This window comes from Mucilaginibacter sp. P4_A11 (assembly GCF_056402535.1).
This window is the reverse complement of record NZ_JBFUHE010000012.1, coordinates 70448-84946: the sequence shown is the minus strand read 5'-3', so window position 1 is coordinate 84946 and position 14499 is coordinate 70448. Positions and strand designations below refer to the sequence as shown.

The following is a 14499-nucleotide window of genomic DNA, read 5'->3' as shown; positions in this document are numbered from 1 at the left end:
TAAAACTGCATCTGTTTTGCTATTGTGTTATGCTTTTATTTTGTATTGATCAAATAATTAAGCACATGGAACTACAGGTTATCGATTATCAGCCGCAACACGCCCCCTACTTTGAAAAATTTAACAAAGCATGGCTTGAAGAGTATTTTACCGTTGAACCTTTTGACAAATGGGTATTGGAAAACCCTGATGAGGCTATCATTAAAACCGGCGGCAGCATTTATTTTGTCACATCTAACCAAACCATCATAGGCACTGTTGCGCTGCGATATATTGAAGATGGTGTTTACGAGCTTACCAAAATGGCGGTAGATAAAGGTCATCGCGGAGCAGGCGTCGGTCAGTTTTTATGCCAGGCCGGTATTGATAAAGCCCGGGAACTGGGTGTAAAAAAGCTCATTCTATTTTCAAGCAGGGTACTTGAAAACGCCATCCACATTTACCGCAAACTGGGCTTTACCGAAATACCTGTTGAGCCAGGCACCTACAAACGTGCCGATATCATGATGGAAATAAATTTTATAAATAACTAAGCTCCTATGAATACCATATTAACAGAACAGGAAGTACAGCAATTACGGGCCGAAACCCGTGGCACAACAAAAACTATCCATTTTAACAATGCCGGTTCATCCTTGCACCCCGATTTGGTGGTTGATACCGTCATCGACTATCTGTATGAAGAGGCCCAAAACGGCGGCTACGAAACAGAATACACATACCGCGAAGAACTGGATAATACCTACAGCCTTATAGCCCGGCTCATTAATGCCCATAAGGATGAAATTGCCGTTGTTGAAAATGCCAGCGTTGGCTGGTGGCTGGCCTTTAACGGCATTGACTTTAAACCCGGTGATGAGATCATTACCTGCGAAATGGAATATGTGACCAACCTCATAGGCTTGCTGCACGCCAAAAAAACGTACGGTGTTGAATTTAAAGTGATCCCGAATGACGAGCATGGCAATTTTCAGTTGCAGGCTTTGGAAGATGCCATTTCTGAACGGACAAAATTGATAGCTGTAACCCATATCGCTTCAACTGCAGGAGGTATGATCCCCGTGGTTGAAATAGGGGAAATAGCACACAGGCATAATATATTGTACCTGCTTGATGCCTGCCAAAGTGCGGGCCATGTGCCACTGGATGTGCAGGAAATAGGCTGCGATATGCTGGCAGTTACCGGCAGGAAATACCTCCGTGCGCCCCGAGGCACCGGATTTTTATATGTGAAGAAAGAGATTCAGGATAAGTTGAAACTGTTTTTTTTGGATGGCTTCACAACTGAATGGGTAACTGAAACCGACTTTAAACCCCGTGACGATGCCCGCCGTTTTGAGGTGTATGAGAAAAGTCGTGCCTTAACCCTTGGTCTTGGTAAAGCGGTTGAATATGCCCTCAACATCGGCGTTGAGCGTAGCTGGCAGCGCATCCAACATTTAGCCGGGTTACTGCGCGAAAAACTAAAAGAAGTTAACGGCATAACCGTTCATGATTTCGGTGGTCAGCTATGCGGTATCGTAACTTTTTCGGTAGACGGAACGGATGCGGCAACGGTAAAAAACAAACTTGCTGAAAAGCATATCAATGTATCGGTTGGCAAGGCGGCATCAACCCTCATCTACATGAATAAAAACCACCTGAGCAATGTTGTAAGAGCCTCAGTGCATTATTATAATACGGAGGAAGAGATAGGGGTTTTGTGTGAAATATTGAAAGATGTAGTGTAGAAAACAATCGTCATTGCGAGGTACGAAGCAATCCCCGATCAGCAGGTCCGCCCTGTATAGTTCGCGATTGCTTCGTACCTCGCAATGACGGCTTTTTATTTATTGCTTGTGGCCGGTGTTATTTTCTCGCAAAGGCGCGAAGCTTTTTCTTAGCGCCTTTGCATCTTTGCGAACTTATATTTATTAATGCAGGTCCCTTAAAACTTAACAACAAGTAATCTCCCCATATAACTATATTAGCACTTTCATAACTACTCATTGAAAGCGATCCACGATAAAGCAGGCGAGTTTTTATTAGGCCTGAAAGAACCACAGGATGATTTTTTGTGCAAACCTGCCCAGTTTTCAGAATATACGGTTTACTTTATTCCTGAAGGACAGGGAACCTTTCATGCCGACTTTGGCGCTTTTGCGTTCACCGGCCCGGTTTTGTTATTCTCAACCCCGCTGCAGGTTATTTATATCGATGACTGCCGCGTAAGCAAAAGCAATATCATCCAGTTCCACAGTGATTTTTATTGCATTGAATATCACCGCGAGGAAGTAGCCTGCAATGGTTTGCTATTCAATAATATCTACCTCGATCCGGTAGTAATACTAACCGAACGGGAAGCTAAGATCTTTGAGCTTTTGTTAGGGCAGATAGACGACGAGTTTATGCAGCCTGCCCCCTCCGATATTGTGCTGCGTGCTTTCCTGCAATTATTTTTGGCTAAAGCCAGTACCATTAAAATGAGCTCCATCAGCACCCGGCAGGATAAACCCGAAAAAGACGAGCTGATGGAACGTTTCCGCCAGTTGCTGGACCAGCATTATCTTGATCTGCATAAACCTTCGGACTATGCTTCGTTATTGGCCGTATCGCCGGATACATTCACCCGGCGTTGCAGCAAGTATTTCCACAAATCGCCATCACAACTGATCCAGGAACGGCTGATCCTCGAGGCCAAAAAACAGCTTCACCTAACGCGGCAAAGCGTTAAAGAAATTGCCTATAATCTTAAATTCCAGGACGAGTTTTATTTTAGCCGGGTGTTTAAAAAGTTCACCAAGGTATCCCCCCAAACCTTTCGCGATAAAACAGGAATTTCCATCGTCGCGGATTTGTACAAATAAAACCCTTTTTTGTCCATGTTCCGGCGCTTCGTATTGCTGTAGTTTTGCTTCATCAAAAAACAACAGTATGAAAACTTCAATCATAAATATCATAGCCGGCCTTGATCAGCTTGGTAAAAAAGCCGTTCGTTTCGGCATCGTAGTCGTATTTCTTTGGATAGGCGGTCTTAAATTTTTCACTTATGAAGCCGATGGCGTTGTGCCCTTTGTAGCCAACAGTCCGGTGATGTCATTCTTTTACAACCACCCAACCGAATATAAAAAACACATGAACAAAGAAGGTGAGCTGATAGCCACCAATCACCAATGGAATATTGAAAATAACACCTATGGCTTTTCAACAGGCTTGGGCATTATGCTGGTAGCGCTTGGTATTTTGGTTGCACTTTATAAAGTGGCTCCAATACCCAGTATGATAGCCAGTATTCTTATTTTCATCATGACATTAGGTACACTATCCTTTTTAATAACTACGCCCGAAAGCTGGGTGCCGCATTTAACCGATAACCAGTGGGGCTTTCCTTACCTGTCAGGTCGTGGGCGCTTGGTTATTAAGGATATCGTGATCCTCGGCGGCGCTATCATCACCATGAGTGAAACCGCGCAGCTTTATCTTAAACGTAAATCAATAAGTAAATAATTTAAAATCAGCATATAATCATGAAAACTATAAATGTTCCCACCCGCGACCAGGTAAGTGCCGAAGCGCAGGTCATGTTTGATACTTTCACAAAACGCGTAGGTAAAGTACCTAATCTTTATGCCACTATGGGCTACTCAGCCCCTGCCCTCAAAATGTTTATGGATATGGAAGAAGATTTGAGCAAAAGCTTATTTACCCCGAAAGAAAGGGAAGCTATTGCACTCATCGTGTCTGAAATAAACGGTTGTGCCTACTGTTTAGCAGGCCACAGCATGCTGGCCATGAAACGCGGTTTTACTAAAGACCAAACCATGGATATCAGGAGAGGGCATACTACAGATGATAAATTGAACGCCATCATTGGTTTAGCCAAATCAATTGTTGAAAACAAGGGCAAAGGCGATGAAGCCGTACTGAATAATTTCTACGCCGCCGGTTTTGATGAAGCCGCTTTGATAGAGCTTATTGGTTTTATCACTGTACGCGTTTATACCACCTATGTATTTGCCAATACCGAAATTCCTGTTGATTTCCCTGCTGCCGAACCTATTAACTAAATTGCCTCCATCATCATGAAAACCACCGAAGAAATAAAAGAACAGTTAGCCAATAAGTTTTTAACCGGATTAAAAAACCGCGACTGGCAACTCATGCGTTCGGCCCTTGCCGACGATGTTACCTGGACGCTGCCGGGAACAAGTCTATTATCGGGTCCGGCGATTGGTGCAGATGCCGTAATAAAACGGGCCGGTCAGTTGCGTGATTTTGGGGTGATGGTTCAGCTGAACCACATTTTATATGGGTTAGACAGCGTTGCCCTGTCGCTCCACAATACTGCCAGCCGCGGCGATCTGATCCTGGATGAGCAGGTAGCCATTGTGTGCGATATTAATGAAGGCAAAATCAGCAGGATAGTTACTCATTTGAGTGATGTCGAAGGCATCAATAAGTTTTTTGTTGAACGAGTGAGTTAACATCAGGCAAAGAATTGCCATTGAAGTACGAAGATCTAATCACGCAAAGGCGCAAAGCCGCTAAGAAAAATAAGCTGTGCGTCTTGGCACCTTTGCATGAGATATATAATACCCTAACTTTAAACCAAAATAATTTTTAATGAGATATCTTACCACATTCATCCTGTTCATCGCACTAAGTACCGCCAGTTACGCTCAAAACCATAAAGCACTAATAGCCGAATTTAGGAAAGGCTATATGGACGACTTTTTAAAAGATCCCCGATCTCCCCTAAAAAAGGAAGACCTGGAATTTCTTCGTTTTTATGATGCTGACAGTTCTTACCGCGTTACCGCCAAAGCAGAGTTGTTGACTAATCAACCGACTTTTATCATACCTACCTTTAGTGGTTCAGGTAGCCAGTATGTTAGATACGCTTTGCTATCCTTTACGCTCAAAGGCAAGCCGATGCAGTTAACCATCTACAAAAGCATCGCGCTGTCGCAGAACCCGACATTCAGCAGTTACCTGTTCCTACCATTTACTGATGCTACCAACGGCTCGGAAACCTATGGCGGCGGCCGCTATATCGACCTTACCACCAAAGACATTAAAAACGGTTCTATTATTATAGACTTCAATAAAGCCTACAACCCATATTGCGCTTTCAGCAGCGGCTACTCATGCCCTAAACCGCCTGACGAAAACCGGGTTGATATAGCTGTTGAGGCCGGCGAAAAGAACTTTGGTAAAGGACATTGATTTCCCCCCGGTAATACAAGAAATCAATAGTAGCGGGCTGGTTGCCAGTAAACATATTCGTTTTGATTACGGCTTCCCTCCTGCTACCTGTTAAAACTCCTTATCACTCATTTCGCTGCTGGGCAGTTTCAGTTTGCCGGTAAACCGGTTCAGGTTAAAAGTTATATTCAACAACAAAATGTTTGTTTCGTAAATATAATTGGTGGTGGTAAAAAAGTCGGCGCCCGAAGTGGTGATTCGCTGCCTGCTGGCATTAAACACGTTAATATTTTGCCACAGTAATGACGCGGCGAAACGTCCGTCCATAAACGTTTTTTTGACAGAGGTATTTGGCACAAAAAACCGCGAGTCCTGCCCCTGGGCAGTAGGGCGTTTTGATAAATAGTTTACGTTTGCCTGCAGGCTCCATGTTTTTGAAACCTGAAAATTAGTATTGCCATTAATTGAATAAGCCCAGTTTTTATTGGCGATGGTTACCGGCGCATTTAAAATCCGGATATTACCATTTATCTGATAGTTATAAACGTTAGCACCAAGGTACAAGCTCCACCATTTTGCAGGTTGTAAATTGGTTCCGGCTTCTAAACCAAACAACCTTGCATTACCGGCATTGGTGTAAACACGGTTCAATATCGTATCGGCATAAACACTGTTCAATCGTTGTATGGGGTTTTTTATGTGTTGATAATAGAGGGTGGTAAAAAAAGAGCCTTTGCTAAAAGTACGGATCAATCCTAATTCTGCCAGGTCGATAAATTCGGGCAGCAAGTCAGGGTCACCTTCCTCTAATGTTTCGGAATGCTCCCGTTCCGGTATCGGATTTAACTCAAGGTTGGTGGTACGATTGATCCGCCTGCTGTAGCCGGCTTTTAAGTTAAATCCCTCTTTTAAGTGATAAAGCAGGTTAGCCGACGGGAATAAATTTGACAGGTTGAGCCTGTGTTGATTTGCATCGTATGAAATATCGACCCTACGGGTTGCATATTCATAACGTAAGCCGCCGCTATACTCCAGCTTTGATAGCTTACCCGAGTACTGGCTATATACCGAATTGATCACGTTTTTGGCGTGCAGGGTTCCGCTAAATTTATCGGCGTCAGGCTGAGAAGTCGGTGGGGTCACCAAATAAGCAAACTTACCATCCTGCTTGTCATATCTAATCTGGTAGCCGCTTTCCAACTTACCCTTACCAATGGTAATGCTGTGGTCTACTTTAAACCGGTAACCATTAATAGGTCGCTCATAGGGGTTATAAACATATTGAATAGGGTCCGTAATATCAGGGTAGTGCAAATTTCGGTTTTTGGTATCACCATACAAATTGGCATCTTCATAAAGCAAACCGGTAGTAAGCGTAGATTTATCAGCAAATGTATGGGTATAATCCATACTGGCTAAAGCAAAGTTGCCCTGCTTTGTTTGTGTATTGGCATTGTAATAGGTGGTATTTTTAATGGGCGCGTTAGTTGTCAGGTTATTAGTGGTATTGTGATACAGCAGGTCGGCCTCACGGTCCTGGTAGCGCTTGCCCAGAAAAACAGAAGCGGATATTACGTTTGAAGCATCGGCCGTGTAGTTTATGGTGGCCCGCCCGGCATAATTATATTTTTTAAAACTCCGTTCACCAACAGAAGGAAAACGGGTTATTGTGCCTGCACTGAAGTTTTTGGTGTAAGCATCGCCTTCACGATAGCCGGCATTGTCATTACGGTTATAATTGCCACCAACAGAAACATCCCATTTTGCTTTTCTATAATTCAAAGTAATGTCGCCTCCAAAACGCACCGGCTTACGGCTGTTATCATAATCCTTAACGGAGGTCAGGCCACCCTGCGCGTTGGCGGCAATAGTAAAACCATCATTTACTCCTTTTTTAGTGATGATGTTTACTATTCCTCCCCGCCCGTCGGGGTCATATTTGGCAGACGGCGCTGTAATCAGTTCAATATTATCCACCGCGTTTGCAGGTAATTGGCTCAATACCGTTTGCGCATCCGTTAGTACAGGTTTGCCATTGATGAGCACCATAAATCCCGAAGAGCCGCGCACGCTAATATTGCCTTCGCCATTTACCGATACTGAGGGTAGGTTCTTTAGCACATCAATTGCCGAACCACCCCTGGCCGATTCAAACTGGCCCGCCTTATAACTTTGTTTATCTATCTTATTCAGCGCTTTGGTTTGCTGACCGGATATCGTTACCTGGTTCAGGAGCCGCTGGCTGGGTGCAAGAGCCACATTCACTTCTTTTGCCTCAGCTGCCCTGCCAATGTCTATCATTTGTGAAACAGTTAAATACCCCAAAAAGGCAACTTTTAAGCGGTAACTGCCTGCGGCAACATTAATAAAGCGATAGGTGCCATTAACCGCGGTAACCGTTCCGGCTGCAAGAGTTGAATCTTTGCCTTTGAGCAGGGCCACAGTTGCATATTCTACCGGCTGTTTATTTTGAGCATCGGTTATTTTACCTTGAATTGTAACTGTTTGTGCAAATGACCATGGGGCGGCCCCAAACGTGAAGATGAGCAAAATAAGCTTTAAGTAGCGCATAAATAGATCGTTCAATGAACGGCCTAAAATTACTTTAAAACAAATACCAGGAATTGTACAATACCCCTATTTGATTGTATCCTACTTTTTTGCCAAAGCCAATTCCCTGTAATGTCCCGGCGTAATGTTGGCGTGCAGCTTAAAGAAATTAATAAAATGGGGAGCATCAGCAAATTTAAGCTGATGGGCAATTGAGTTTACCGGTGATGCAGTGGCAGAAAGCAGCAATTTTGCTTCCAGCAACACCCGTTCGTTAATAATGGTCATAGCTGTTTTACCCATCGCTTTTTTACAGGTTTCATTTAGTACAGCTGTTGTTACGTTCAGTTTACCGGCATAAAACAAAAGCTGCCGGGTTTGCATAAAGTGCTCATTAACTTCCCTTTTGTAAAGTTGAAAAAGCTGATCAGATGCCGAATATCCAATCTTAACCGTTTGCGACAACTGCCTGAGCTTGGAGATAAGCAAGTGAAGGTACGCCTGATAAACTTCGGTACCAGCCTCTCCAGTTTTAAATTCAGAAAAAAACGCGGCGGCGATCTCAAACAACAGCTCCTGTTTTTGTAATGCGATTTGGGTGGGTAAGGTGTACAACAGGTCGATATCTTCCTTTCGTAAAAGCTCCTCCCTAAACAATATCACATAACCTTTAGGAATTGCTGTAAAGTTCCAGCAGTGTGTTTGGCCCGGCCTAAGATAGTAGATAACAGGTGTAACTACTTCGAAATCGCGGGTATCTACTTCATGAAATCCCGCGCCCTGACTTAACAGGATCAGCTCATGATAATCCGCATGCCGGTGCGGCACTGTAGGCTTAATAATCTCCTTCATCAAACTAACTTTCACAAGTTGTTCGGCGGCCATCTTATCTTTTACTGGTATTTCTGCAGTTATTGAATTTATTGTCATTTATTTACTCAATCCATGGCTAAGTTACCAATATTTACTAACAGGCAGGTTAGGTTTTCATTATGCTTTCCTTTTAAAACACCATAGTTACTATTACCGGGAAACTTCCAATAAATAAAAAAGAGCCCCGCTATAAACGGAGCCCTGCTGTTACAAAAGCGCCTGCATGACGCCCTAATCATCTATTTAAAATCCAGGTCGCCGATGTAAACAGTGCCGTTGGTGCCTTTTTTCATTTGCAATACAATGATCTCTTTCTTTTCGTCCGGTGTTCCATAATGCGTATACATTTCTGCCATAACGGTAGTTGGCCCGGCTATGGTGGCCTGCCTGTCGCCATAATAGTTGATCTCTATTTTATAGGTGCCTTTGATAGCTTTCTTCAATAAAAACTGCTCCGGTCCAAAACCTTGTGTCATATCACGTGAAATGCGCCCGCCTGCTGTAGTGCGGTTGTGGCCATAAAAGCATTTTTCGTTGTCAGGATCGGTTACCCAAAGGTCGATATCGGTATTATTCATGTTCCAGTCCATCACGATACGGATATCGACCGGCAAAGATTTGATCAGCTTTTTGTCGATAGCGGATAGGTTGAGCTTACCTTTATTTAAGGCGATGATCCTGTTTATTTCGGGCAGGAAAATCTCCTGAATGCCACTATACAAACCATCGGCATCAGCAGTATAGCTTTTGGTCATGGCCGTATAAAGCACATCGAGCGCCTTTTGATGTTCGCCGGCATCATCAAGGGCCAGGCCATAATCACGATAGCTTTGCGGATCAAGCGGGCGCAGTTCGGTTACTTTTTTAAAGGCGAATACCTCACCCTCAAAATCACCAAGCTGTTTCAATTTATAGCCCAGCATTTTGTATAACTCATAGCTGCCCAGGTCAAGCTCGGCAAGGTTGCTCAAGATGCGCTTCCCCAGTTCCGTGTTGCCTGTTTTTATAAAATAGTCGGCCACATCAAAATAATAAACGGGGTTACCGCTCAATGAGGTTCTTAACTCCAGGTATTTTTGATACTGCGCTGCCTTATCCGTTTTCTGGATGATCTTTAAATAATCGGCAGCGACAGGGTTGTATGCAACGCTGATGGCTCCGTTGTGATTTGGCGGACTTGCCACAGAATCCGCCTGAACTGCAGGGTTATGACCATTGCGGGTACGGATCACTACAGCGCCACCAGCCGCCCTTGCACCGTAAATAGCCGAAGCGTTGTCTGCTTTTAAAACATTAACAGATGCTATTTCATTGGGATTACTATTGGGGTTATTGAGGGTTGCGACCCCATCAACAATATATAGCGGCGCATCGGTAACAACGCTCGCATTACCACGGATCCTCACTTCAGCATTTGAACCCGGTGAGCTGGAACTGGTTACCTGTACCCCTGCTACCCTGCCTTCCAATTGTGTATTTATATTGGCTGAGGGGGCAGCAACATCCTGAACCTGGCTTACTGAACCGGTAAGGCTTTGTTTTTTTTGTACCCCATACCCTACCACAACCACCTCGCTAAGCTGATTTGCATTTTCCGGGGCTGCATTAGCCGAAGATCCTACCTGACCTACTGCCCGGGAGTTGCCAAAAACAACCGGAGTGTTAGCATTTCCGGCTCTGCGTGGTGATGCTGCCGGGGTACTCGTATTTTGTGTAACTACAGCAGTATTTTTATCTGCCTGTTTTGATTTTTCCTTCGTTTCGAGCTTTGTATCCCACCATTGTGCCAACTCTGTTTTCATGGCATAAGCGGTAGTCAGGTTCTCGCGTAGCGGCGCATTAACCGGGCCGCGCTGCTTCATGATGGCATCGTATTGGGCCTGCAATTCGGCCGGTGGCTCAATGCCATACTGGATATAATCACTTATATTTTCCAATACAATGAGCGATGTATTGCGGGTAATAATGCCGAACCGTTTACCGAGCGACTCAATTTCCTGCCGGTTGGCATCGTAGTTAATATCCAGCTCACTGATCTTTTTCTGCGCCCATAGTTTAGCAACATCTACATTCTCAACGGCGTTGCTGGCTAAATCAAGCGTAACGTTTTTCTCCAGGCTAACCTTATCGCCATAGCCATATTGCAGCGTAATGGTTTGGTTGGGATTACGGGTGATCCCGGCTATTGAAAAGGAATTACCAACTGCAACAGGCAATGAGGGGTAAGTTTCCTCTACCGTAGCACCGGCTTTGATCCCCAGGAAATGCAGCGAGCGGGTGGTTAGTTTGTTCAGCGCTTTATCGGCATCTCCGCCGGTGAGGTCAATCAGTTCGCCATGGGTTTTAAGGGCGATAAGCTTCAGGTTACTGTAATCGGCTGTTGGCGATGAATTGATACAGTAAACCGGCTTAGCGGTCAGTTTTAAAGCTTTTTCACCGAAGGTTTGATGACCATCGCTTATGAGCAGAAACTCATCTGCCGGGTATTGCGCCAGGTTGATATTGCCCAGATTGGTAGCGCCATCGTAGGTAACGTGTTCAAGCGCATTTTTTAGTTCGGCCCAGTCGCCGTTGCGCACTACGTAATTTTTAGTACCGATCACTTTATTGCTGAACGTAGTCAGACTGATCTCCGCGTTATTTACCTTTTTGAAGTAAGTATCCAACAGTGCCAGTTCTTTTTTACTATCGCGGTTGGTGCCGCTCAGGGAAGCATCCCACAGCAGGCCGATACGATGCGGAAGCGGTTTGTTCGCCGGTTGAGATTGTAACGCAGTATTAATAAAATAATAGTACTTATTGCCCTGGGCCTGTAGCATTACCTCATTCGCTTCCACAGGTTTAGGTATTAAAAACGAAAGGGAATGATCGGGAACATAGCTGCTTTTTTCGACAGATGCCGAATAAGTATTGTGATGGTTATCAAAATGCAGTACATCGCTTCCCCCTTCAGCAACCGGGGCCTCGGCATTTTGGATGACCGATGCATTGAGCGAAAATTTTTCGACAGTATCTTTAATATTAAGTGGCAGCGTAAATTTCAGGTTGCCATTATCAACTGCGGGAATCTCTTCCTCGTATCCAATAATTACCGTGCGGGTACTGTTGGGGTTAATAGGATAAATACGCGTGCGAAAAGCATTACCCTCCACTTTTTCAAGCAAACCCGGATCAACCCGGCGACGCTCGATAGCCTCGAAGGTTACGGTCCCTTTACCCCTGTCAACAGGTACGGCTTCCCGCATTTTGCCATTAATGTCCAGCGCGTAACGGCTAACGCTCACACCATCCTTTAACGGAAATATTAGTGTGCCTTCTAAAATGCGCGAAGTGGAGTTAAAAAAAGTCATTTGCCAGGTGATGCGGCTGATGTTACCGTAAATAGCAACGTCAACTTTTAACTGTTGTAGCTTAACACCGTTATTGCTTTTACCATCAACCGTAAGCTGCGGGCTTTGTGCGGAAACTGTTGTTATCTGTAATACAAGCAGTATAATTACTAACAGGGGAAAGGAAATTATCTTTTTCATGGATGCTTATTTCCCATAGGATGCAGGGATTTAAGCGTTTCCATAAAATGAATTAAAAAAATAAAAGAAATAAATAAGAAAATCGTCATTGGAGGCACGAAGTAATGACGATCCTTTTTGCTACATATCCTCTTAACGTCCCATCAGGGTCTCTCGCAGAGGAAACATGAAATTATTCCTTATGTCCCCTCAGGGTCTCTCGCAGAGGACCCTGAGGTTCTCCGCTTGTCTAAACAAACAAGATATTCCGACCAGTGGATTTGCATGGCGTATACATCAGGGTCCTCTGCGAGAGACCCTGATGGTACGTTGAACATCTCAAAAAATAGATGTTTAGATCCTTAAACTTTAAAAGAATATATTATCCTTTTTTCCCCTTTGCCTTATCGCTGTAAGTTAATTCCACAGCCGGGTTTTGACTATAGGCCTCCCAAAGGGCATCAAGGCTTTTACCGGTTAAGGTTACCCATGATTGGTCAGAATACTGGTGGGCGCGCAATTGTACATCCAGATCGGCAATTAAGCCCGGTTTAACATTTTTTTCGAGCCATACGAAAAAGCGGGCAGTTACGCGGTAGCTGTTAGTGTAATGTTGTTTACTGTTAAAAGCTGGTAAATACCATTTTGAACCTACATTATCAACGCCGTATTTATACCTTACATAATCGGCAATGCCCTCTGTTAACCAAACCGGCCCGGCGCTGTAGCCATAGCCCTGTACAAGGTGCATGGTTTCGTGGGTTACTACATCAATATCTGTTGGGTGTGCTTTGAAGTATTTAGTGCTGAACAGGATGCGGTTACCGCTGGCTTCGGCAACGCCACCATAAGCCGTATCAGTTACAAACACCACACTTTTGGTTGTTTTTTTATTGAAGGTTTTGATCAATACCGGGAAAATTTCAAAGTAGGTATCGATCAGGCTTTGCTGCACTGCCGGGTCGATGTGTTGGTTTTTATTGATAAAAACCAACTGAAACCCTTTTTTCCTGACGGTATCGGCCGAAACCCAGTTTTTTGACAGGGCCGATTCAATAGCTTTCTCCAGTTTCTTTTCAGACAGATCTTTAACTACAGCGGCACTGATCTCCATTTTACCATCTTCGGCAGTAATTGTCGGACTATCAGAAAAAGCAACCGATAAATGCTTTTTAGTATGATAACTGTTTGCCCGCGCGAAGTCGGGATAAATATTGTAGAAAGCTTTTGTAAGCTTCTCTTTTGATTTCGCATCTAAAGCGCTGCTGTCTGCAGGCAGGTTTAAATGGTATTCTTTCAAATCATTTTCCTTCTCTTGCGCAAAGCAGGCTCCTGTGCTGCATAAAAGGGCAAGGAATAATAGTTTTTTCCTGATCATTTTTATTTTTTATTAATAAGTAATTCCCGGAAAGTCTATACGGGCTTTTTCAAGCTGTGGTATCCAGCTATTTCCATGTTCATCTTTATCGCCGAAAGCAGTTAATGCAAGCTGTTTCAAATCCGCGCCCGCCGCGCCGCTCCAGAAATGGATAAACTCGCCCATATTCAGATCTCTTGAATATTCGGGGAAGTTTTGTTTGCCGTTATTGAAAGTTTGCTTCGGGAAATATTTCGCCAACAGCGTAAAGAAATTATTTAGTGCCTTTGTTTTGCCATGCTGTGTGTAGATAGGATAAAACCAATCCCTGAACCAGTGGGTACCTGTGCGCGGAAAATCATCTGTGGTGCTTAATTTCATATTGCTCCAGCGTACGGCGTCATCATCACGACCAAGGCCGAGGTAAACATCGTACTGGTAAATTTCCATCCATTTACTATCATGCCAGATAGCAAAAGCAGGTGAACCATGTACGCCTTTAGATGCGCCTTCAACAATGTGCCCGATTTCATGAGTTGACAGGTCGATATCATTACCCACACCCGCCGTCCAGGCATCAGGATCTGAAGAGCCGCAGTCTGTCACGTTATGATAATCATGACTGGCATCCATATACGTTGAGGGATGCCCTCCAGAATATTTAGCGGCATGGAACACAGCATACAACCGCGAATCGCTGCCAAAACTTCCGTAAGTTTTTTTGGTGTAGTTCCAGGCTTGCGCCATATAGGTTTTAGGCCAGGTTACAGATGCCTTTACATCGGCGTCATAATATACTACAACGCTGGTGTCGTAGTATATGCGGTTGAGCGTTTGGTTGTGCTCAAACCAATGTTCTTTCCATGTGGCGGCAGGTGCACTGGCATCGACGCTTGCACCCGGTTGCTTAACAGGGATAGTTGTTTTTTTGCTGCAAGCGGTCACTACTCCGGCAAAACAAAGAAAATAAAAAACCTTTTTCATTTGGTAGACTTTTTAAAAGCCCCGTTTATGCACGGGGCTTAA

Annotated in this window: 12 protein-coding genes; 7 read left to right on the top strand and 5 right to left on the bottom strand. The window is 44.2% G+C overall.

What is annotated here, in order from left to right; translation table 11 throughout:
- Positions 1–65: 65 nt before the first annotated feature.
- The 7 genes from AC1DUD_RS21640 (at position 66) to AC1DUD_RS21610 (ending at position 5205) form a co-directional block, all read left to right on the top strand.
- On the top strand, positions 66–533 hold the full coding sequence (locus AC1DUD_RS21640; RefSeq protein ID WP_477378230.1) for a GNAT family N-acetyltransferase: 468 nt from the start codon (positions 66–68) through the stop codon (positions 531–533).
- Positions 534–539: 6 nt separating this feature from the next.
- Positions 540–1730, top strand: a complete 1191-nt coding sequence (locus AC1DUD_RS21635; RefSeq protein ID WP_477378228.1) for an aminotransferase class V-fold PLP-dependent enzyme — start codon at positions 540–542, stop codon at positions 1728–1730.
- Positions 1731–1988: 258 nt separating this feature from the next.
- Complete coding sequence (locus AC1DUD_RS21630; RefSeq protein ID WP_477378226.1) at positions 1989–2846, top strand: helix-turn-helix domain-containing protein; 858 nt, start codon at positions 1989–1991, stop codon at positions 2844–2846.
- 67 nt (positions 2847–2913) lie between these two features.
- Positions 2914–3486 (top strand): DUF417 family protein, encoded by a 573-nt coding sequence (locus AC1DUD_RS21625; protein WP_477378224.1) that lies wholly within the window; start codon positions 2914–2916, stop codon positions 3484–3486.
- Between the two features lie 20 nt (positions 3487–3506).
- Complete coding sequence (locus AC1DUD_RS21620) at positions 3507–4046, top strand: carboxymuconolactone decarboxylase family protein (protein ID WP_477378222.1); 540 nt, start codon at positions 3507–3509, stop codon at positions 4044–4046.
- A gap of 15 nt (positions 4047–4061) precedes the next feature.
- Positions 4062–4463, top strand: a complete 402-nt coding sequence (locus AC1DUD_RS21615; protein ID WP_477378220.1) for a nuclear transport factor 2 family protein — start codon at positions 4062–4064, stop codon at positions 4461–4463.
- A gap of 139 nt (positions 4464–4602) precedes the next feature.
- Positions 4603–5205 carry a DUF1684 domain-containing protein gene (locus tag AC1DUD_RS21610; RefSeq protein ID WP_477378218.1) on the top strand — a complete coding sequence of 201 codons (603 nt, stop codon included), beginning with the start codon at positions 4603–4605 and terminating at the stop codon, positions 5203–5205.
- Positions 5206–5295: 90 nt separating this feature from the next.
- On the opposite strand, the gene AC1DUD_RS21605 is transcribed toward AC1DUD_RS21610, so the two are convergent.
- The 5 genes from AC1DUD_RS21605 to AC1DUD_RS21585 all read right to left on the bottom strand — a co-directional run bounded on the left by AC1DUD_RS21605 (position 5296) and on the right by AC1DUD_RS21585 (position 14457).
- Positions 5296–7755: a TonB-dependent receptor gene (locus AC1DUD_RS21605; protein ID WP_477378216.1), complete on the bottom strand. Its 2460-nt coding sequence runs from the start codon at positions 7753–7755 to the stop codon at positions 5296–5298.
- An 81-nt stretch (positions 7756–7836) separates the two neighbouring features.
- Complete coding sequence (locus AC1DUD_RS21600) at positions 7837–8664, bottom strand: AraC family transcriptional regulator (RefSeq protein WP_477378214.1); 828 nt, start codon at positions 8662–8664, stop codon at positions 7837–7839.
- Between the two features lie 182 nt (positions 8665–8846).
- Complete coding sequence (locus AC1DUD_RS21595) at positions 8847–12137, bottom strand: VIT domain-containing protein (protein ID WP_477378212.1); 3291 nt, start codon at positions 12135–12137, stop codon at positions 8847–8849.
- Between the two features lie 361 nt (positions 12138–12498).
- Positions 12499–13494 (bottom strand): basic secretory protein-like protein, encoded by a 996-nt coding sequence (locus AC1DUD_RS21590; RefSeq protein ID WP_477378210.1) that lies wholly within the window; start codon positions 13492–13494, stop codon positions 12499–12501.
- A gap of 12 nt (positions 13495–13506) precedes the next feature.
- A complete protein-coding gene (locus tag AC1DUD_RS21585) occupies positions 13507–14457 on the bottom strand; it encodes a hypothetical protein (protein WP_477378208.1) in 951 nt (316 codons plus the stop codon).
- Positions 14458–14499: the final 42 nt, after the last annotated feature.